The organism is Bifidobacterium avesanii (assembly GCF_009299475.1).
Taxonomy (GTDB): Bacteria; Actinomycetota; Actinomycetes; order Actinomycetales; family Bifidobacteriaceae; genus Bifidobacterium; species Bifidobacterium avesanii.
Window position 1 is genome coordinate 1 of record NZ_WBSN01000020.1, and the last position, 19,398, is coordinate 19,398.

Annotated in this window: 16 protein-coding genes; 14 read left to right on the plus strand and 2 right to left on the minus strand. The window is 50.0% G+C overall.

Annotation, left to right across the window (positions count from 1 at the left end; all coding sequences use genetic code 11):
• The first annotated feature begins 428 nt into the window (after positions 1-428).
• From DSM100685_RS08990 to DSM100685_RS09050, 13 genes are all read left to right on the plus strand, one after another.
• Complete coding sequence (locus tag DSM100685_RS08990; protein WP_152351009.1) at positions 429-1,031, plus strand: LbetaH domain-containing protein; 603 nt, start codon at positions 429-431, stop codon at positions 1,029-1,031.
• Positions 1,028-2,170 carry a glycosyltransferase family 4 protein gene (locus tag DSM100685_RS08995; RefSeq protein WP_152351010.1) on the plus strand — a complete coding sequence of 381 codons (1,143 nt, stop codon included), beginning with the start codon at positions 1,028-1,030 and terminating at the stop codon, positions 2,168-2,170. The genes DSM100685_RS08990 and DSM100685_RS08995 overlap by 4 nt, the downstream gene beginning before the upstream one ends.
• Positions 2,171-2,172: 2 nt before the next feature.
• The gene (locus tag DSM100685_RS09000; protein WP_152351011.1) at positions 2,173-3,486 is read left to right on the plus strand and encodes a glycosyltransferase; all 1,314 of its coding nucleotides are present in this window, start codon (positions 2,173-2,175) and stop codon (positions 3,484-3,486) included.
• A 25-nt stretch (positions 3,487-3,511) separates the two neighbouring features.
• Entirely contained in the window at positions 3,512-4,531 is a 1,020-nt protein-coding gene (locus DSM100685_RS09005; RefSeq protein WP_152351012.1) for a capsular polysaccharide synthesis protein, read from the plus strand.
• 40 nt (positions 4,532-4,571) lie between these two features.
• Positions 4,572-5,759 (plus strand): glycosyltransferase WbsX family protein, encoded by a 1,188-nt coding sequence (locus tag DSM100685_RS09010; RefSeq protein WP_152351013.1) that lies wholly within the window; start codon positions 4,572-4,574, stop codon positions 5,757-5,759.
• A gap of 17 nt (positions 5,760-5,776) precedes the next feature.
• Complete coding sequence (locus tag DSM100685_RS09015) at positions 5,777-6,865, plus strand: glycosyltransferase family 4 protein (RefSeq protein WP_152351014.1); 1,089 nt, start codon at positions 5,777-5,779, stop codon at positions 6,863-6,865.
• A gap of 6 nt (positions 6,866-6,871) precedes the next feature.
• Complete coding sequence (locus DSM100685_RS09020; protein ID WP_152351015.1) at positions 6,872-7,765, plus strand: glycosyltransferase family 2 protein; 894 nt, start codon at positions 6,872-6,874, stop codon at positions 7,763-7,765.
• Between the two features lie 258 nt (positions 7,766-8,023).
• Positions 8,024-9,073 (plus strand): O-antigen ligase family protein, encoded by a 1,050-nt coding sequence (locus DSM100685_RS09025; protein ID WP_163200991.1) that lies wholly within the window; start codon positions 8,024-8,026, stop codon positions 9,071-9,073.
• Between the two features lie 45 nt (positions 9,074-9,118).
• Positions 9,119-10,282 carry a polysaccharide pyruvyl transferase family protein gene (locus DSM100685_RS09030; protein ID WP_170285002.1) on the plus strand — a complete coding sequence of 388 codons (1,164 nt, stop codon included), beginning with the start codon at positions 9,119-9,121 and terminating at the stop codon, positions 10,280-10,282.
• Between the two features lie 40 nt (positions 10,283-10,322).
• Complete coding sequence (locus DSM100685_RS09035; RefSeq protein ID WP_152351018.1) at positions 10,323-11,849, plus strand: lipopolysaccharide biosynthesis protein; 1,527 nt, start codon at positions 10,323-10,325, stop codon at positions 11,847-11,849.
• A complete protein-coding gene (locus DSM100685_RS09040) occupies positions 11,830-12,834 on the plus strand; it encodes a nitroreductase family protein (RefSeq protein ID WP_152351019.1) in 1,005 nt (334 codons plus the stop codon). Before DSM100685_RS09035 ends, DSM100685_RS09040 begins: the two co-directional genes overlap by 20 nt.
• Positions 12,835-12,838: 4 nt before the next feature.
• Positions 12,839-13,396 carry a DUF1796 family putative cysteine peptidase gene (locus DSM100685_RS11220; RefSeq protein WP_152351020.1) on the plus strand — a complete coding sequence of 186 codons (558 nt, stop codon included), beginning with the start codon at positions 12,839-12,841 and terminating at the stop codon, positions 13,394-13,396.
• A 254-nt stretch (positions 13,397-13,650) separates the two neighbouring features.
• The gene (locus DSM100685_RS09050; protein ID WP_152351021.1) at positions 13,651-14,562 is read left to right on the plus strand and encodes a hypothetical protein; all 912 of its coding nucleotides are present in this window, start codon (positions 13,651-13,653) and stop codon (positions 14,560-14,562) included.
• Between the two features lie 409 nt (positions 14,563-14,971).
• Here DSM100685_RS09050 and DSM100685_RS09055 read toward each other — a convergent pair whose 3' ends face one another.
• On the minus strand, positions 14,972-16,165 hold the full coding sequence (locus tag DSM100685_RS09055; RefSeq protein ID WP_152351022.1) for an ATP-binding protein: 1,194 nt from the start codon (positions 16,163-16,165) through the stop codon (positions 14,972-14,974).
• A 308-nt stretch (positions 16,166-16,473) separates the two neighbouring features.
• Between DSM100685_RS09055 and DSM100685_RS09060 the strand changes: the two genes are divergently transcribed.
• Complete coding sequence (locus tag DSM100685_RS09060) at positions 16,474-17,766, plus strand: ATP-binding protein (RefSeq protein ID WP_152351023.1); 1,293 nt, start codon at positions 16,474-16,476, stop codon at positions 17,764-17,766.
• Positions 17,767-17,874: 108 nt separating this feature from the next.
• On the opposite strand, the gene DSM100685_RS09065 is transcribed toward DSM100685_RS09060, so the two are convergent.
• Complete coding sequence (locus tag DSM100685_RS09065; RefSeq protein ID WP_204314308.1) at positions 17,875-19,335, minus strand: tyrosine-protein kinase domain-containing protein; 1,461 nt, start codon at positions 19,333-19,335, stop codon at positions 17,875-17,877.
• Between the last annotated feature and the right edge of the window lie 63 nt (positions 19,336-19,398).

The window sequence follows — 19,398 nt, forward strand, 5'->3', positions numbered from 1 at the left end:
TATATACAGCTTTTGTACTTTCTCTGTCAGGAATTTCACTTTCTATGCGGAAAGTGCACTTTTCTTCACAAAACTGTACTTTCCGCATTCGCATTTCTTCATTAGCCGATAACGGCCGTTATGTCAGGTTTGGCCGTTCCTTCGCATTCTGGCGTTCTGAGCACGACGAGTCTGCGGAGATTGCGAGGGGAAACACGCCATCGCTCGTGAGTCGGGGATCTCACAAACATGATGAGCACGCGCAATGGCCTGATCTTAGCCGCCCCAGCGCAGTTTATGTCCGATCGCGGTTACTGAGTTCGTCAACGATCACAATGAAGCAGGCAAAAAGATATCTATGGAAATTCGTGATGCCACCAGCCTACTGAAAAGCCAATTCAATTGACGCCAAATATACATGAGCAATGAATGAACGAAAGTGCTAGATTATGGGAAAAGCTAAGACAATATTAGTTTATTGTAATTACTTCCGTATCTTCATTGCCTTTCTTTTACTTAAAGGCAGCAAGTTTGAAGAAAAAGCCTTCAAAGATATTGAAGCTTATTGTAGGTACGATTTCTCATCAGGCTATTCTTTTTTTAAATTTGGGAAAATATTATTAGAGGAAAAAAGTATCAGGAACGTTTTATTGAATCGACTTCACAGAAATCCGATTCGGTATTTGCTGTTCCGGATACTGTTCAAGCCACTGGATTCATTATACATTAATACACCACCGGAAAATATCGGTGGCGGATTGTCATTTCAGCATGGCTTTTCAACAATTGTCGCCGCAAAAAAAATTGGTGAAAACTGTAGAATTTTTCAACAATGTACCATTGGCTTCAGTATTGAACCTCCCGTTATTGATGACAATGTCATCATTTGCGCTGGGGCAATAGTCATAGGCAATGTTCATTGCCATTCTAATTCGGTAATAGGCGCAGGATCCGTCGTAACCAAAGACGTGGAAGCAGACTCGGTCGTCGCTGGTGTTCCGGCTCATTGGCTGAGGCAATCCGATTCCTCTCGGAACGGAGCATCCGCATGAGAATCGCGTTCATCGGGCATAAGCGGATTCCTTCGCGCGAGGGCGGCATCGAGATCGTGGTGGACGAGCTCGCCACCCGCATGGCCGCGGCGGGCAATCAGGTCGTGGCGTACAACCGCAAGGGGCACAACGTGGCCGGGGCGGAGTTTGACAACGAGTCGAACACTTCGGACGCTCCTTATATATATAGGGGCGTTCGCGTGGTGCCGGTGCGCACGATCGATGCGAAGGGCTTGGCGGCATTGTCCTCCTCGTTCTTCGCCACGTTGAAGGTGATCAAGGCCCGGCCGGACGTGATCCACTACCACGCGGAGGGTCCGTGCGTGCCGCTGCGTCTGGCGCACTGGTTCGGCATCCGCACGGTGGCGACGATCCATGGACTTGACTGGCAGCGCGCGAAGTGGGGGCGCTTCGCGTCGGCGTACCTGAAGTTCGGCGAGCGGACGGCGGCGAAGTGCGCGGACGAGGTGATCGTGCTCAGCCGCAACGTGCAGCGGTATTTCAGGGAAACGTACGGCCGCGAGACGCGGTTCATTCCCAACGGCATCGAACGGGCCAAGGCGGTCCCGGCCGGGGAGATTACCCGGAAGTGGGGGTTGCGCAAGGACGGGTACGTGCTGTTTCTGGGGCGGATCGTGCCGGAGAAGGGCGTGAAGTACCTGGTCGACGTGTTCCGCGGGATCGACACGGACCTGAAGCTGGTGATCGCCGGCGGATCCTCAGACTCCTCTGAGTACTACCAGTCCGTCAAGGATGCAGCGGCTCTCGACGACCGCGTGGTCATGACGGGCTTCGTGGAGGGCGAGACCCTTGCCGAGCTGTATTCGAACGCGTACGTGTACGTGCTGCCGAGTGATCTCGAGGGCATGCCGATGAGTCTGCTGGAGGCCATGAGCTACGGCAACTGCTGCCTGACCTCGGACATCCCCGAGTGCGCCGAAGTGGTCGGCGACCACGCCGTCACGTTCCGCAAGGGCGATCTGGACGATCTGAAGGCCAAGCTGTCGGGTCTGCTTGCGGATCCGTCCCGCGTGGCGGAATTTAAGGCCGGCGCGGCCGATTACATCACCGCGAAGTACAGCTGGGACGACGTGGTGAAACGGACGCTGGAACTGTACCGCGGCGAGGAGGAGAAGTAGCGATGAAAATCCTCCTCGTCAACAAGTATTTCTACCGCAAGGGCGGCGCCGAAACCTATTTCTTCGCCTTGGCGGAGGGATTGAAGGCCCTTGGGCATGAGGTCGCGTTTTTCTCCATGCAGCATCCGGAGAACGAGCCGAGCTACTGGAGCAAGTACTTCGTGTCCGAAAAGGATTACGTGGGCAAGATCAGCGCGTTCCAGCAGGTGAAGGAAGCAGCCACGCTGGTGTATTCGCTGGAATCGAAGCGCAAGTTCGAGGCTCTGCTCGAGGAGTTCCAGCCGGACATCATCCACATGAACAATGTGCACCGCCAGCTCACGCTGTCGATTCTGGATGCGCCGTATTTGAAGAGGCATCGCGTGCCGGTGGTCTATACCGCACACGATTACATCCTGCTGTGCCCGGCATACACCATGGTGGACGGCTCCGGCCACGTGTGCGACGACTGCTTGGACCGGCACTTCTTCCATGCGGTGAAGAAGACTTGCGTGAAGGGCTCCAAGGCCAAGAGTGGCTTGGCGTTCCTCGAGGCCGAGTTCCTGAAGTACCACCATTCGTACGACAAGATTGATCGGATTGTTGCGCCTTCGGAGTTCATGAAGCGGAAGCTGGACGAGGGTGGTTATGCCGGTCGTACGGTGGCGATGCAGAATTTCCTGACCGACAGTCAGATGAGCATGGCCCGCAAGGTCGCGAATCCGGACAAGTTTGGCACGGTGGAGCCGTATTTCCTGTTCTTCGGGCGTCTTTCCAGGGAGAAGGGCGTCCTCACGTTGGTGCGCGCGTTTCTGGACGCTGCGGCCGATGGCCTTCCCCGCGGCTGGACGCTTCGTATCGTGGGCGACGGCCCTGAGCGCGGGACCATCGAGCGGCTTGTGGATTCCGCGGGCCCCGAGGCCCGTTCCCGTATCAGGCTGCTGGGGTACAGGACGGGCGAGGATCTTCAGCGCGAGGTGGGTAACGCGCGTTTCAGCGTGCTGTGTTCGCAGTGGCGGGAGAACATGCCGTATTCGGGTTTGGAGTCCCTGGCCGCTCGAACGCCGGTGATCGGGGCGGATATTGGCGGCATTCCCGAGTTGGTGGTCGGGGGCGGGACCGGGTTCAGGTTCGAGAGCGGGAACGGGGATTCGCTGCGTGCCGTTCTCCTGAAGGCCGCCAATATCGCCCGGGCTGATTACTCACACATGCAACAGGCGTGCGCGCAGTACGTGAACAAACACTGCGAACAGAACATCTATGTACACGAACTGGAACAGCTGTATGCGAGTCTCGCGCCCGCTGGACTGGTTCAGCCAGCAGAGCGCATGGCATAGAGAAAAGACAGCAAGGACAACGATCATGGTTGCAGGGCATTCCAGCATTAAGCGCATTGTTCATCGTGTTGGTGAGGAGTTGCGTTCGACGGGTGAGATCGCGCGGTTGACGTCGTGGCCGGAGGCGTTGGGCACGTTCCGGGCGAAGGCGGACATCCAGGTGATGAACCGCAACGGGTTCCGCGAGCCGCCGGCGGTGAGGGACCGTCTGGTGCGCAAGCACGAGACCCTGATGAAATACTTCGAGAAACGGTACGGCGCCTTCTGCGACGCGTACGACTACGAGGCGCCGATGCCCCCGTCGGATCCGTCGTTGGAGGGGAAGGTCTGGGTGTGCTGGTGGCAGGGGCTGGACAGCGCGCCCCTGATCGTGCGCCGGTGCGTGGAGTCGATCCGCCGGAACGCGGGCGGCCGCGAGGTCGTCGTGGTCACCGACGAGAACTACGGGCGGTATGTGCACATCCCGGAGTGGGTGAAGGCCAAGCAGAAGGACGGAATCATCACTAAAACCAACTTGTCCGACTTGCTTCGTCTGTCGCTTCTCGCGGAGCATGGCGGCCTGTGGCTGGATTCGACGTTTTTCTGCACGGGTCCGTTGGAGGGGATGGTGTTCTCCCGTCCGTTGTGGTCCATCAAGCGCCCGGACTACCTGCACTGCTCCATTGCGCAGGGTTACTTCGCCGGCTACTCCCTGGCCTGTGACGTGGAGCATCGCTGGATTTTCCGCGCGATTCGGGATTTCTTCCTCGAGTATTGGCGGACGAACGACTTCATGGTCGACTACCTCATGGTGGATTACATGATTGTGTTGGCCCAGCGTCATTGCAGGGGGATTGCGGATGCGTTCGCGGGGATCGTGCCGAACAATCCGCGTTGCGATGATTTGTACAAGGTTTTGGGTGATCCGTTCGACGAGCACGCGTGGGATGAACTTCATCGGGACACGTCGCTGTTCAAACTCACATGGAAACAAACATTTTCCGAATACAAGAACGATATTCCAACTTTTTATCACCAATTAATTACCCAACAACTATCCGATTGAATCAAAGCAACGAGCTTAATGAAGACGAGAAAGAAGTGAGATGAAGATCATAGCGTTTTATCTGCCCCAATTCCACAACATCCCCGAAAACGATGAATGGTGGGGTGATGGCTTCACTGAATGGACCAACGTCAAAAAAGCCAAGCCCATCTTCAAGGGACATCACCAGCCTCGTGTTCCGCTGAACAATAATTATTACAATCTATTGGATGACAACGTTAAGATCTGGCAAGCCGACTTAGCCAAAAAATACGGCATTTATGGATTTTGCTATTACCACTACTGGTTCAGCGGCAAGATGCTGCTGCAAAAGCCGATGGAACAAATGCTTGCCAATAAAAAGGTGGACATTCCCTTCTGTATCTGTTGGGCAAATGAACCGTGGACAAAAGCGTGGGTCGGCGAGGAAAAGAAGCAGCTCATTCCGCAGGAATACGGCGGCAAACAGGAATGGAAGGAACATTTTGAATATTTGCTCCCGTTCTTCAAAGATGAGCGCTACATCAAGAAAGATGGCAAGCCCTTCTTCGTGTTCTACCGGCCAAACATCGTTCCCTGCATGAAGGAAATGATCGACTACTGGAATGAACTTGCCATTGAACATGGTTTCAAGGGGATCTCATTCGCTTTCCAAAGTGGCGATTATGATTGGGATAACAATAAGGAAGCGAACTACTTCGATTATGATATCGAGTTTCAGCCTCCCTATGCCAGCCATTGGATTTATTCCAACGACGGCAGGATCGTTGCCTTCCTGAAGAAGATGCGCCGTCTTCTCGGTGGGTGGGCCGGCAAGCACTTTGGCATTGACATTTACCGCTACGGCACCGCCCAGTACAAGAAGATGACCGGACAAACGATTGTGAACTACGATCAGTTCTGGCAAAAGATCATTAACGCCAAACCGGTACGCAAGAACAGCATTCCGGGCGCTTTCGTGCGCTGGGACAACACTCCCCGCCATGGCGATCGCGGACAAGTCAACGTGGGGACACCAGAAAAGTTCGAACATTACCTCTCCCAGCAAATCAAGCATGCTCGTGACGCCTACAACGAAGACATGATCTTCATGTATGCATGGAACGAATGGGCCGAAGGCGGCTATCTTGAGCCGGACGAGGAGAATGGCTACAAATATCTTGAGGCGGTTCGTGACGCATTGCAGGAAAATGACGAATTCCCGGCATATCCCTCAGCGTTTCACAATGAAGATGCCGCTCGGGCATAAGGATTGAAACTCAGACAATGAATATTCTCAATGTTGTTTACAGTTTTCAACCCGGCGGGGTGGAACGATTAGCCATTGATGTTTCCAATGCATTAGTGGACACGGGCAACCATGCCTACCTGTGCATCATCTCCGAGGATTATTCTGAGGCACTACTGAATCAGCTTAATCCGGAAGTGAAGCTGTTCAAGCTGAAAAAGAACAAGCGGAATCACAAACTTGGCTACATTGAACAGCTGATCTCTATTATTGATCACGAACATATTGATGTGGTTCATGTGCATCAAGGTAATTTGATGCCTTTTTATGCTGTCATTAAGTTGCTACGGCCGCATATACGACTTTACTTCACGTCGCATGACACTCACATTTTTTCGGAATTGAACCAGACGAACCAATTATTGGCGCGCTTGCTTTGTAAAAAGATTATCGCCATTTCTGATGCCGTAGTTGCGGACATTCAGGCATGTGGGGTCAGTCAACGAAAAATCGTGAGAATTTACAATGGCACTAATTTCTCTCGGTTCTCCGTGCAGGAAAATCATTCAACGCATGAATCCGTACCTCATATTGTGAATGTGGCTCGCTTTTTCCCTGCTAAAAAGGGTCAGGATCTGCTTATTAAGGCCGCAGCTATTCTCAAGGTTCAAGGGCGGATGTTCCACATCACATTTGCCGGTGGAGAAACAGCCGATGCCCCACACGCCATTGCTGACATGCAACGTCTCGCTAAATCGAGCGGGGTTGAGGACCGGATTGATTTTCTCGGCAATGTAACGGACGTGCCGAGCCTTTTACGCCAATCCGATGTTTTTTGTCTGCCTTCACGCTACGAAGGTTTCGGCATTTCCGCAGTTGAAGCTATGGGAATGGGCCTTCCATGCGTCGTAAGCGATGTGGAAGGACTCAACGAGGTGATCAACGATCCCAGATTAGGCGAGTTGTTCAGCGCCGGGGATGCAGCTGATCTGGCTTACAAGCTGGACTCCGTGCTTGATCAGTTGGACACATACGATCCGACGTTCATATCCGGCGATGCCAAAGCACGCTTTTCCATCGAGCACATGGTTGACAGGCTGCTGACGATTTATCGGGAAGGAATGTGATCAATCATGGCGAATGGTTTGATCTGCGCGGTGCTGGTGAACTTCAACGGCGCTACAGATACCGAGGAATGCGTACAAAGTCTACTGGCTTGCTCCTATCCGAATTTGCGAATTCTGATTGTGGATAACGGCTCCGACCATGGCAAGGTCCATTACGGGAAGGCTATCCCCCGTGAGCAATGTGAAATCATTGAGACTGGCAGAAATCTTGGATTTGCCGGCGCAAACAACGTGGGAATCCGCCGTGGATTGGAACTCGACGCTGATTATTTCCTGATTCTGAACAATGATACGGTTGTCGAGCCCAATTTCATAAAGCCCTTACTTGAAGTTTTTAGACATAATTCCTCGGTTGGCATAGTAACCGGCAAGATCCGCTATTACGACGACCGTGATTATCTATGGTTCGGTGGCAGTTATTACAATGACAAGCTGCTGGAATGCAAGATTGATGGACTTGGTCAGCCAGATAATGATAAATATTCGCATTCCAAAGAGATTCCCTTTGCCACTGGTTGTTTGTGGTTAATACCTCGCCGAGTTATTGAAACCGTTGGACTGATGTCCGAAGATTATTTCCTGTATTACGAAGATGCAGATTATTGTGAGCGAGTTAAGCAAGCTGGCCTAAAGATTTGGTACGAACCAAAGTCGGTAATCTATCATAAGGAAAGTCGCTCCACCAAGAAGGGTAGCCCGTCGTATAATTATTACAATTTACGTAATTATCTTATTTTCCTCAAAAAGTATCACACACTGTTCGAGCGCTTAGTTCCGGAATGCAAACGACTAATTCGTTCACTTAAAGATGCCTTACGCGGCAGAAGTACCTGGACTAATGAGATAAGAGCTTGGCAGGACTTTCTAACTAAGAAAACAGGCGTCGCAAGATATTACTAAACGAAGATTTCAGCTTGAAACGAGGAAAAGTTGTTAAAACAAATAGAAGTCAAAGGGATTGGCAGTATACCAATCGATACATTGCTCCTATTTCTATCTTTATTTTCCTTTTTTATTCCCACTCGAGGATCAATTTTTGGCATAGCTTCCGATAGATTATTAATTGTTCCATGCCTTATTTTCATATTTATTTTTCACAAAAGAAATATAAGAATTCCAATTTTTTATTGGATTTATTTATTTTTGATGATAGTATGCATGATTTATCATTTTTCTGATAGAAACATGTATACTCATTTTATTGAAATAATTCAAATTATTGGATTAACATATATGACAGTTGTTGTCGTTAGACAAGAACGCGATCTTAATCAAATTCTAGATTTTCTCACAATAACCTTTTCAATATATTCCATATTCGGTATTATTGAATCGGTTTTTAAGTGGAATATTTTCGACACTTTATCGAACACAAAAGTTGTATATGAAAATGCAAATGAAATTCGATTTGGGCTCGCTCGCGCCCGCGGTGCATGCGATATTTCTATTACCAACGGAATGCTATTATCAATGATAGTCTGTCTAATAGCTTATAGAGGAATCAACACAAAGAAGCGTCGCTACCTAATCCCTTTTTTCATTGTTTTAATCAATTGTTTCCTTACCCTATCAAGAAGTATTTGGATAGAAGTATCGCTATCTTTACTATTAATATTTTTAAGCCTTTCAACCTATAAACAGATTCTTAATATAATAAGAATTATTTTTTCTGCAGTAATTTTACTCTTCTTTGCAAACTTTGCAATGCCACAAGTAATACAAAATCTCGGTAAAGTTTTTTACTCAATGTTTGATTCGATTATCTCTGTTATTTCGGGAACAAATAGCTCAGATATGCAGGGCGCTGGAGACCGATTTAGATTATGGAATTGGGTTTGGATTTCCGTAAAGGATTCTGCTACTTGGGGAAAGGGGTACACGGCAAACTTTTCTTATCCGGCACCTGAAGGTTATATTAAGAAATCTATCGAAGTCATGTGGCTATACGAGCTTTTTCATATCGGTTTAGTAGGTTTAGCATCGTATATTTTCTTACAAATTTCTTCCTTACTCTATTTGCTAAAAAATTTCTTTTTAAAGAAACGGAATGAAATTTTTTCATTTAATCTTCTGCTACTAATCATTAGTATCGCTTATATTATTGCCCAATTCTCCTGTTTTGCTTCGGAAGATCTGAGATTCTACTATTTCCTCCTTGGCCTTGGATTTGCATATAACAATTTACCAAATAATTTCACTAAGGCTTAATAAATCCCATTCTTAGAAAGGTATTTAATGCTTAATATCGGTATTATGGGTGGTCTTATTTCCAATCCCAATCTCGGTTGTGTGGCTTTAACCTATTCACTGTTGTCCGACCTTGAAAAAGTTTCCAAGAAAATGGGTCAAGAGTTCAGCTACACGATCTTTGAATTCGAGCACGATCCCAAGCTGTACACCCGGCTGCGTTCCTATCTGCATCTTCCGGACAATCGCCTTCGTTTCGTTCGCAATGGCTTCCTGTGGATGAAAGACTGGAAGTACGTTGTCAAAATGGTCTCCGTCAACCACCGGATGAGCAACGCAATCCGTTCCTGCGATGTCGTCATCGATCTAACTCAGGGCGACAGCTTCACCGACATCTACGGCGAGCGCCGATTCTACGAGCTGACACTCATCAAAGAAAAAGTCGAGAAGATGAGCGTCCCGTTGATTCTTGGTCCTCAGACGTACGGTCCCTTCAAGGACACCAAAGTTCGTGAGCTGGCCGGTAAGGTGATCGACCGGGCTCAGTGCGTGATTTCCCGCGATGAAAAGTCTCGCGATTATCTTTCCACATTCACAAACAAGAAGGTGGATGTCACGACTGATCTCGCGTTTGCCCTGCCATTTGACAAACCTGCCAAAAACAGCAACCGAATTAGGGTCGGCATCAATCCGTCAGGCCTTCTTTTCTCGAAGAAGACCGAGGGCACTCAACTCGCGGTGCCGCTGAAAACCGACTACGACCGTTATCTGGAAACGCTCGTCGAGCGTCTCCGCCACGATTCGCGATACGAAGTCCACCTCATCCCGCATGTCGGGGATGACGCCGTCGAAGACTTCAGGGGATTAGAAGGCGTGATCTGCCACGATCGGTTCGTTTCCCCCATCGACGCGAAAAACTGCATCGCCTCAATGGACGTGTTCGTGGGGTCGCGCATGCACGCCACAATCGCAGCATTCTCTTCGGGCGTTGCCACCATCCCGGCGGCATACAGCCGCAAATTCGCCGGATTATATGAAGCTCTTGGCTACGACCATGTGATCGATCTATGCGCACTCGATACGGATGCGGCGCTCGAATCCACGTTCGCGCTGATCGAAAGGCATCAAGCTCTGAAAGATGAAGTCGCCGCATGCATGGCGACGGTACAAGAGAAAAATGCCTATCTGGAGCAAATTCTGGAGCGTGAGCTCCGTGCCGTCAAACGGTAACGACAGGCGGGGATAAATGGCTACGTCAAGAAGCGAGTTTGTGGTCAAGAACGCGTCGGTCACCCTTGCCATGCAGGTGGTCAAGAACGTTCTCGCGTTCATCAGCAGGACCGTATTCGTGTACGTACTGGGCGCGGAATACTTGGGCGTCAACAGCCTGTTCACTGAGATCCTCACTGTTCTGTCGTTCGCGGAACTCGGCATCGGCAATGCGATGGTGTTCAGTCTGTACAAGCCCTTGGCCACCAAGAACATCGACAAGATCAAGTCCCTCATGCGCCTGTACGCCCGCTCGTATTGGGCGATTGGCATTGTGATCGCAGTACTGGGTGTATGCGTGATTCCGTTCCTGCCCTACATTGTGGGAGACGTGTCCTATGTGAAGGAAAACATCACACTGCTCTATCTGCTGTTCTTGCTCAACAGTGTGCTGTCATACTTCTTCGTCTACAAAAAATCCCTCATTATAGCAGACCAACGCAATTACATAGTAGACATCTATCAGCAGATCTTCTACGCCATTCAGGTGATCGCGCAATCCGTGTTCCTGATCATCACCCGGGCGTTCATCCCATATCTGTTGATCGTGGTGCTATGCACGTTCCTGAACAACTACTTCGTGGCCCGCAAAGCGGATAAGATGTACCCATACTTGCGCGACAGGAACGTAAAGCCCCTCGGCAAGACCGAAATCAAGGACATCGTCGCGAATATCAAGGCACTTGTTGTGTACAAGATTGGCGGCATCGCGCTTGAAAGTACAACGTCGATTTTTACTTCGATGCTCATCAACGTCGTTACCGTCGGCCTGTACAACAATTACAAAATGTTTGTGGACGTATTCCGCACCATCGGCAACCAGGTGATGAACTCCATCGTCGCCAGCGTCGGCAATCTCAACGCCGGAACTGAGGACGACAAGAAGGAACGGGTCTTCTACGAGATCTTCTATCTCAACGCATGGTTCTACGGTTTCGCCGCCATGGGACTGTACTATTTCACCTCTCCGCTGATCACAATCTGGCTGGGAGATTCGTATCTGATTGGAAACGGCGCCGTCGCCGCGGCATGCCTATACTTCTACATCTCGAACATGCATTACCCCTGCTACACCTATCGCACTACAGCCGGGTTGTTCGTGTTCGGCAAGTATGTGCCCATTGCAGCGGCCGTGATTAACCTTGGATTGGCTTTCGCACTCGGAAAGCTTTGGGGACTGACGGGCATTCTTCTTGCATCCTCCATAGCGCGTATACTGACCTACGAGATCGTTGATCCGATTATCATTTGCAAACGGATATTCAAGAAAAACGCCTTATACTATTTCGTTATATACGCAGTTACAGCTGCCTTAATAGTAGCAGATGGATATATTAGTTATTGGATCATACCTTTGTTACCTATTACAGGGTTAATAGGATTTATCGTAAAGATTGTAATCTTTTCAATATTCTTTAATACGATCTTTTTCGCGGCGACATTCCACACACAATCAGCACGTAGTCTAATTAATAGATTTAAAAGAATTCTTATTAAGAATACTAACCATGGAAGGCATAGGAAATAATATGAAAAAGCAACTAGGCAATATCAAACGCTCTATTCTCACCTATATAGATAAGAAAAAAAATCAGCATATTTTGCAGCAAGAAATTCAGTGGGATAATAAAGATAATATTAACACCATGATATTACTTCTTGCCCATTCATTGGAGAAAGGAATGGGGCTGCCAAACCCTAGGCCAGGCTTTGGACTTCAAAAAGCAAAGCGACTATTAGATCTTCTACAGGAATATCACGCTAATTCAACGACAACCGATACCTATGTTTTCACTGAAGGCGTGAGTATATTAGGAAAATATCTTGCCAGCACAGAAAATGACATTTCAGCATTAATACCACGCTACCAGCAACTTTCCAAATCCATTAAACAATTGCCTGCTGGCTTTGAAAATATCACTGATATGAATATGATATATAAAAATCTTGACACACAGCAAATATCATATTTCATTTCATCACGCCATAGCATTCGCCATTACCTGCAGCAGCCTGTACCAAAAGAAACATTACAAAGAGTTGTCGCTCTTGCAGAGCATGCACCTAGCGCCTGCAATAGACAGCCTGTATACGTTCACTACACAACTACCCCGAAGATAGTTCATAAAATCAACCAATTAATTCCTGGTAATAAGGGCTTTGAAAATGAAGTACCCAATTGGGCTCTAATCACGGCAGACCGTGATGCATTTGGACACATCGAACAATTGCAATGGTTTGTCAATGGCGGTATTTTTCTCTCTTACTTTGTAGAAGCATTGCATGCCTACCATATCGCAAGTTGCATTTTCCAAATCCCTGTCGCACACCCAAATGTGCCTAAATTGCGTCAACTTGCCAATATTCCGGATAATGAAGTAATTATCGCTGCAGTTGGTTTTGGAATCCCGGCTAAACACAATAAAGTATTAGCCACGGCAAGAAAACCTGTCAACGAAGTTCTAATTGAGATACCAACTAATTATATACACGACAGCGGTCACGTGGAGTAATACGATGACACAATTTGCACATTGCATATCACTTGGTTATTTTTGTTCCACTGCCATGGAACTAGAACGCTACGGCTTAAGGGATTGCTCTTCTCCATTTGATTGGTGCATCTCTCCATGGACCGGTGTGGAGCAATGTCTCGCCAACGGCTTTGATAAACTACTGGAACCTTCACTGCTTTATCAAAGCAAAAACGAGCCTTCACATTACAAAAACATTCGTTATGGTATTGAATTCTTCCATGATTTCAATAGCCATCGATCTTTGCAAGAACAATTGCCTGATATTCGAAGGAAATATCAGAGAAGATGCGATCGTTTTTTATCCAACATCTGCGAGCCTACTTTATTTATCAGGTATGTTGCAAGTGAACCTCGAATGAGTATTCGGAGCGACGGTTCATCCCTAACCGAAATGCAATATATTACATGCCATTCTCAAGAGATAATTAACATGATCAAATCCTTTAATATAAATAATAGACTTATACTGATCTCCGACACCCCGGCAATTACCCCCCCCCAACATACCCGTCTATCGCGTTCAGCGGGATCCAGATGATGTTGTTTCAAGGAAGCCAACGGATTCCAATCCAGATTTACGCCATCTCTTTGAATCCATTGATTTACCAAACAAAACCGAGAATATTATACGATACAACACCAAACAACATAACAAGACAAAGTTGACCACACGTATCAGAAAAAAGATTACATCGTTTTTTGAATCAAAGCAGCCTATATACACGCATATACATCAATATTAAACTTTCTATTAGAAATTTTGATGATGAATATCCAATACGGAGTCATGCTATGAAATATTTCTTTGTTCCATTAAATAATACTGATTCATTCTTTCTTACGAATACTTTTCCGCAGGGTACATTTACGACCATACCTCATATCAAACCACAAAAACATGGGTTATTTGCAAAGGAAAGTAAAATTGAGAAATTAAAAGATCGATTTCTAGATCTATCGTTTGCTTTTTCTGTTTTAAAGCAAACACATAATGATGATGTCGTTATTATTTGGATATTTGACTATGCTCCTCTTTTTTTCTTTGCAAATAAAATTTTAAATAAGCAAACCAAGCTCGTGGCATTAAATTTTTTGGATCATTCAACGGGCTGGAAAGCAAAGATTAAATCCTTATTATTCAATTTTATGTTCAATGATAAAGATTTCTATTTATCTGCAAATAATATGGAGTATTTGCAATCATGCGGATATAGAATCAATTGGGATCATACTTTCGAATTACAAGATTGCTCATATCTTTCAATGCCTACAAAAAGTTTTGATGTTGGCAATGGGGATATTTTCTGCGGCGGCAATATCAGAGATTGGAAAACATTCTTCCATGCGGCTTCGTTACTGTCTGATGTGCATTTTGTTGGAGTTGCGGGATCTAATTCTTTTGATCAGAATTTGCTAGCTAACAAACCCACCAACTTGGATATGCACTTTGATATCTCAATGTCAGAGTTCTACACGTTACTTGGCCAATCAAGTATTTCAGTCGTGCCAGTTCCAAATAATATCCCGAATGGTTTAACCGTTGTTTTTCAATCTGCTTCGCTGAATCGTCCCGTTATTGTTTCCGAAAATTCATCGCTCATCAAGCTAATTACTACTAATGGACTTAGGGGGGGGGTATTCTTATCCAACCGGCAATGCGGAAGCCCTCGCATCATCCATCCAAACTCTTTTGTCAAGCCCTGATAGACGTCGACTGCTTTCCCAAGACCTTGCCAAATGCATGCAAGCCCATTCGCCCCAAGCATATTCGCAGAAACTATATGATTATCTTTCTTCTCATTGCTAAAAGTTGGCTGCACAAATGTTTTGCCAGTATGAGAACATTTGATGTCTAAGATGCGTCCGAATACTTTGCCATATTTTCCGCTGGTTTGGAAATAAGGGGTTAAGAATCTTTCGACTTCACCTCGGTAAGCTTCGTTCAGACAGGCAGGAGACGGGACCATCGTAAAGCCATGCCCCAGGATGGAGGAGACTCCGACAGTAGCAACAACGACAGCATCATACATGCTACTGGCGCAGCCATTTTTTCATCTACGGGGCTTCGCCGGCAAGGCGAAGCCCCAGCGAGGAAACGACATATACGCCTTCCCTACCGTCTCCCGTCATACGGCTGCTCCACCTCCGGCATGACACGGCGGACGAATTCGGCCATACGAGGCACGGAAAACGCCACCTGACCATACCCGGCGGAATAGATCAATCCGTCGGCGATCAGGGAGGCGCGGGCACTGGCGGCGGATCCACGGCTGCGGAACCGCCGGGCCACATCGGCGGTGCGCACCGGCCCATCGGAGAGATCCGCCATGATGCGCAGGTACATTCGCCCGGCTTCGGTGGCCTTTTGCCAGCGGGACATGTACAAGCCATGATCCAACATCCGCAACGCCTCCGACTTGCCCTTGGCAACGGCGTCTTCGCCAATCGGATTGGAATCCGACGCATTCCATGTTGCTGCGCCGTAGGCCTGAATGAAGTATGGGTAGCCCTGGGACAAATCCACAAGCTGGCTTAATGAATCGTCACTGAATGGGCGGCCGCTATTGCGTGCCGGCTCTTGGAAGCCCTTCCGCGTGGAAATATCATCCAGCTTGTCGATCTCCCGATATTCGAACAGCCGCTCGGCATAGGACCGGGATTTGGCAAGAACACCGGGAAGATCCGGCAACCCGGCGCCAATGATGTAGAACGGCAGATTTTGTTGTCCCATTTCATGCTGAATGGTAATCAGATCCCCAAGCGGTCCATCATTCATCTCCTGCAACTCATCAACAAACAGGTACAGACCGGAATCCGCTTTCCTGAGCTCCCGGCAGATGCCCTCAATCAGCAATTGCAGACGATAAGACTCCGTGCGAAATGATTCTTTGCCTTTGAAATCTGCGCCGGCTTTGACGCCCATGAAGTCAAAGGAAATCGACTCCACATGTGAGAACACTCCGCCGACCTTTTCCCGCAGATCAGGCTTGCCAATGCGCGCGATAGACATTGGAATCTCGCGGAACAAGGCATCGTACGTTTTGCCGGCATCCGCGCTGGCTTCAATCTTGATGGTGGCCATATGCCTCTGCTCAGCAATGGACCGCATGCGCAGTAGGAGCACGGTTTTCCCTATGCCACGCAACCCGTACAGCATTATGCCCCTGTTGAGGAGCCTCAGTTTGGTACGTGCTGCCATACGGTCCATGAGCTCCAGTTCGCCGGTGCGCCCGACCAATGCCGGGGGTTGCAAACCGGCCCCCGGCATGAAGGGATTCAAAGCCTGCAAAGGTGTCTGCGATTCCATTATCCCTCCAAAATAACCTCAGATAACCTCAGATATGTATAGATAACCTTAGATATGTTCAGATATCTTAGCAAATTTTCCGTTGGTGTGAGAGGGCCTCGCCTTAGCGGACTGGCGCAGGATGATGGAAGAATCTCACCGTAACGACGGCATTCCGAGTACTACCGGTATCCGGATCTCACCCGCTAGACCCCATACGAGAACATGAGTCCAAATGAGGAAATGAAAACGGTCCAAATGAGGAAATAGAATTAAGCCAAATGAGGAAATGAAAACGGTCCAAATGAGGAAGTAAAGGTGGTGTTGTTATGGCAGCTTCCACAAAAAGACGGTATCTTCCCCGCATCTACGACGATCTACTGAGCAAGAGGCTCGCCGCCAAGGGCGCCGTTTTGGTTGAGGGCCCTAAATGGTGCGGGAAGACCACGACCTGTGAACAGATCGCAAAAAGCTCATTGTATATGGCCAATCCGGCAGCCCGGTCGCAGAACCTCCTCTTGGCCGAGACGCAGCCGTCTTTCCTTCTGGAAGGCGCAACTCCTCGTCTGATCGACGAATGGCAGCTGGCCCCTCAACTATGGGACGCAGTCAGATTCGAAGTGGATCAACGCAATGCGTTCGGACAGTTCATCCTCACCGGTTCCAGCGTTCCGCCCAATTTAGCTCAACTATCGCATACGGGCACGGGGCGAATCGCAAGGATGCGGATGCGGCCAATGAGCCTGTTCGAATCCGAAGATTCAACCGGCACCACATCGTTGCAAGCCTTGTTCAATGGCGAGATGCTACACCCGGCGCCGGCGGGAGCCACGGTGGAGCAACTGGCGTTCCTGCTGTGCAGAGGCGGCTGGCCAGGCGCCATCGGCATCAAACGTGAAGACATAGCGATTCAGCAGGCCGTGGATTACGTGGACGCCGTAGTGGAGTCCGATATCTCCCGTGTTGATGACGTAGAACGCGACCCACACCTGGCGCGACGTCTCATGCGTTCCTATGCCCGCATGGAATCCTCGCAGACATCCACCGCACAAATCACGGAGGACATCTCCGCCAACGACGATTCCGGTCCTTCCAACAAAACAGTGCAGTCATATATCAGGGCACTCGAGAAGATCTTCGTCATCGAAGATATGCCGGCTTGGAATCCGAATCTGAGGTCAAAAACGGCAATTCGGTCCGCAGACACACGCCATTTTGTGGATCCGTCGATCGCCGCAGCAGCCTTAGGTGTCAACGCCCGTGGCATATTGCAGGATCTTGAGACGTTTGGGCTCCTGTTCGAAGGCATGTGCGTGCGTGATCTGCGCGTGTATGCCGATGCGCTTGACGGGCAGGTATTCCATTACCGTGACAAAACAGGCCTCGAATGTGATGCCGTAATACATTTGCGCGACGGACGGTATGGGCTGATTGAGGTCAAACTCGGAGGAGATCGACTCATAGAGGAAGGAGCCGCCAACCTGCGCAAATTGGCACAGCGGATTGACACGAGCAGAATGCAGAATCCCAGTTTCCTCATGGTGCTCACCGGTACGGGCGCATACAGCTATACACGTAAGGATGGAGTACTGGTGGCGCCCATCACCACATTGCGGCCATAAAAGGCTGCGCATGCATTGGTTTGGAATAGAGGAAGGCCCGGGTGCCGTCGCTCCCCGAATAGGGAGCAGTGACGGCCCCGGGCCCTCTCATTTGCAAAACCGACGCGCTCAGGCCTTCTTGTGCTTCTTGCCGTCGGAGTTGGACTTGGCGGACGCGGCCTTGTCGTCGTCGGAGCCGTAATAGTAGTAGTACTCGTCCTTCTTCTTGTCGCCTTCGGCGAAGTTGAGGGAGACGCCGGCGGTTTCGATCTCGAGGGTCTTGAGCTCCTGCGCGGTGGTGCGCAGCTGCTTCTTTTCGGCCACACCGAGGCCCACCACGAGCAGCAGCTCGCCGCCTTCCTTCACGAACACGGCGGCGTCGTTGGCCACGCGCATGGGGGCCGTGTCGATGATCACGTGGTCGTAGTGGCCAGCCACCTGCGCGATAAGCGACTTCATGGCACGGGAGTTGAGCATGATGCTCGGGTTCATGGTCTGCTTGCCGGCGGGCAGCACGTGGAAGTTGGGCTTCCAGTAGCGCTGGATGGCGTCCTGGGCGGAGAGTTTGCCGGTGAGCAGATGGGTCAGGCCCACGCTGCCTTCGATGCCGAGCGCGCTGGCCACGGAGGGGCTGCGCACGTCGGCGTCGATGAGCAGCACGCTGCTGCCGGTCTCGGCAAACGCGGTGGCGAGGTTCACGCTGGTGGTGGTCTTGCCCTCGTGCTGGCTGGCGGAGGTGACCACGATCACATTGGACAGGTTATTCTCCGGCAGGGCGAAGGACAGGTTGGTGCGCAGACGGCGGATCTCCTCCGCCTCCGGGGACGCGGGCTTGGCGATGATCACCGGGGCCTTGCCGGAGAACGCGTCGCTGTTGGAGAAGGTGCCCAGCACCGGCACGTCGTTCAGGATGGCCTGCACGTCCGAGGACTGGCGCACGCGGCGGTCCAGCAGGTCCTTGACCACGGCGGCCACGACGCCGAGCACGATGCCGCCCACCAGACCGATGGCGAGGTTCATCTTGGTGTTCGGCGAGCTCGGGCTGGCCGGCACGTACGCCTGCTGCACGATCTGCAGGTTCACCGGGGAGACGATCTTCTCACCCTCGTCGCTGTACAGGGTGGTGGTGATCTGCTTCTGCAGGCTGGAGGCCACGCTGTTGGCGATGTTCGAGGCGCTCTTGGGATCGGTGTCCTCCACGCTGATCTCCACAAGCATGGTGTCCGTGGGGTTGGAGGCGGTGACCTGCTTGGCCAGATCATCCACGGTGATGTTGAGGCCCAGATCCGTGATGACCGGCTGCAGCACGGCCTCGGTCTTCACCAGCTCCGGGTAGGTGGCGATCTGCGACTCAATGTAATTCGCACCGGAGTTGAAGGCGTTCGCGTTCGTGTCCTGCGCGCTGCTGCCCTTGTACGTGGCCAGCAGCTGGGCGGACGCCGTGTACTGGGGGGTGCGGGTGAACGTGTAGCCCGCCACTGCGGCGAACACCACCACGAGGGTGACGACCGCGGTGATGACATGCTTTTTGATGGCCCCGAGGACGTCAATGGTGATGACGTCGTTCTCGGCGTTTTCGGTGGTAGCCAAAACTTAACTCCATTCCTCATACCCGGGCAGTTAGGGGGAACCTCATCCGCCCCAAGTTCTTTC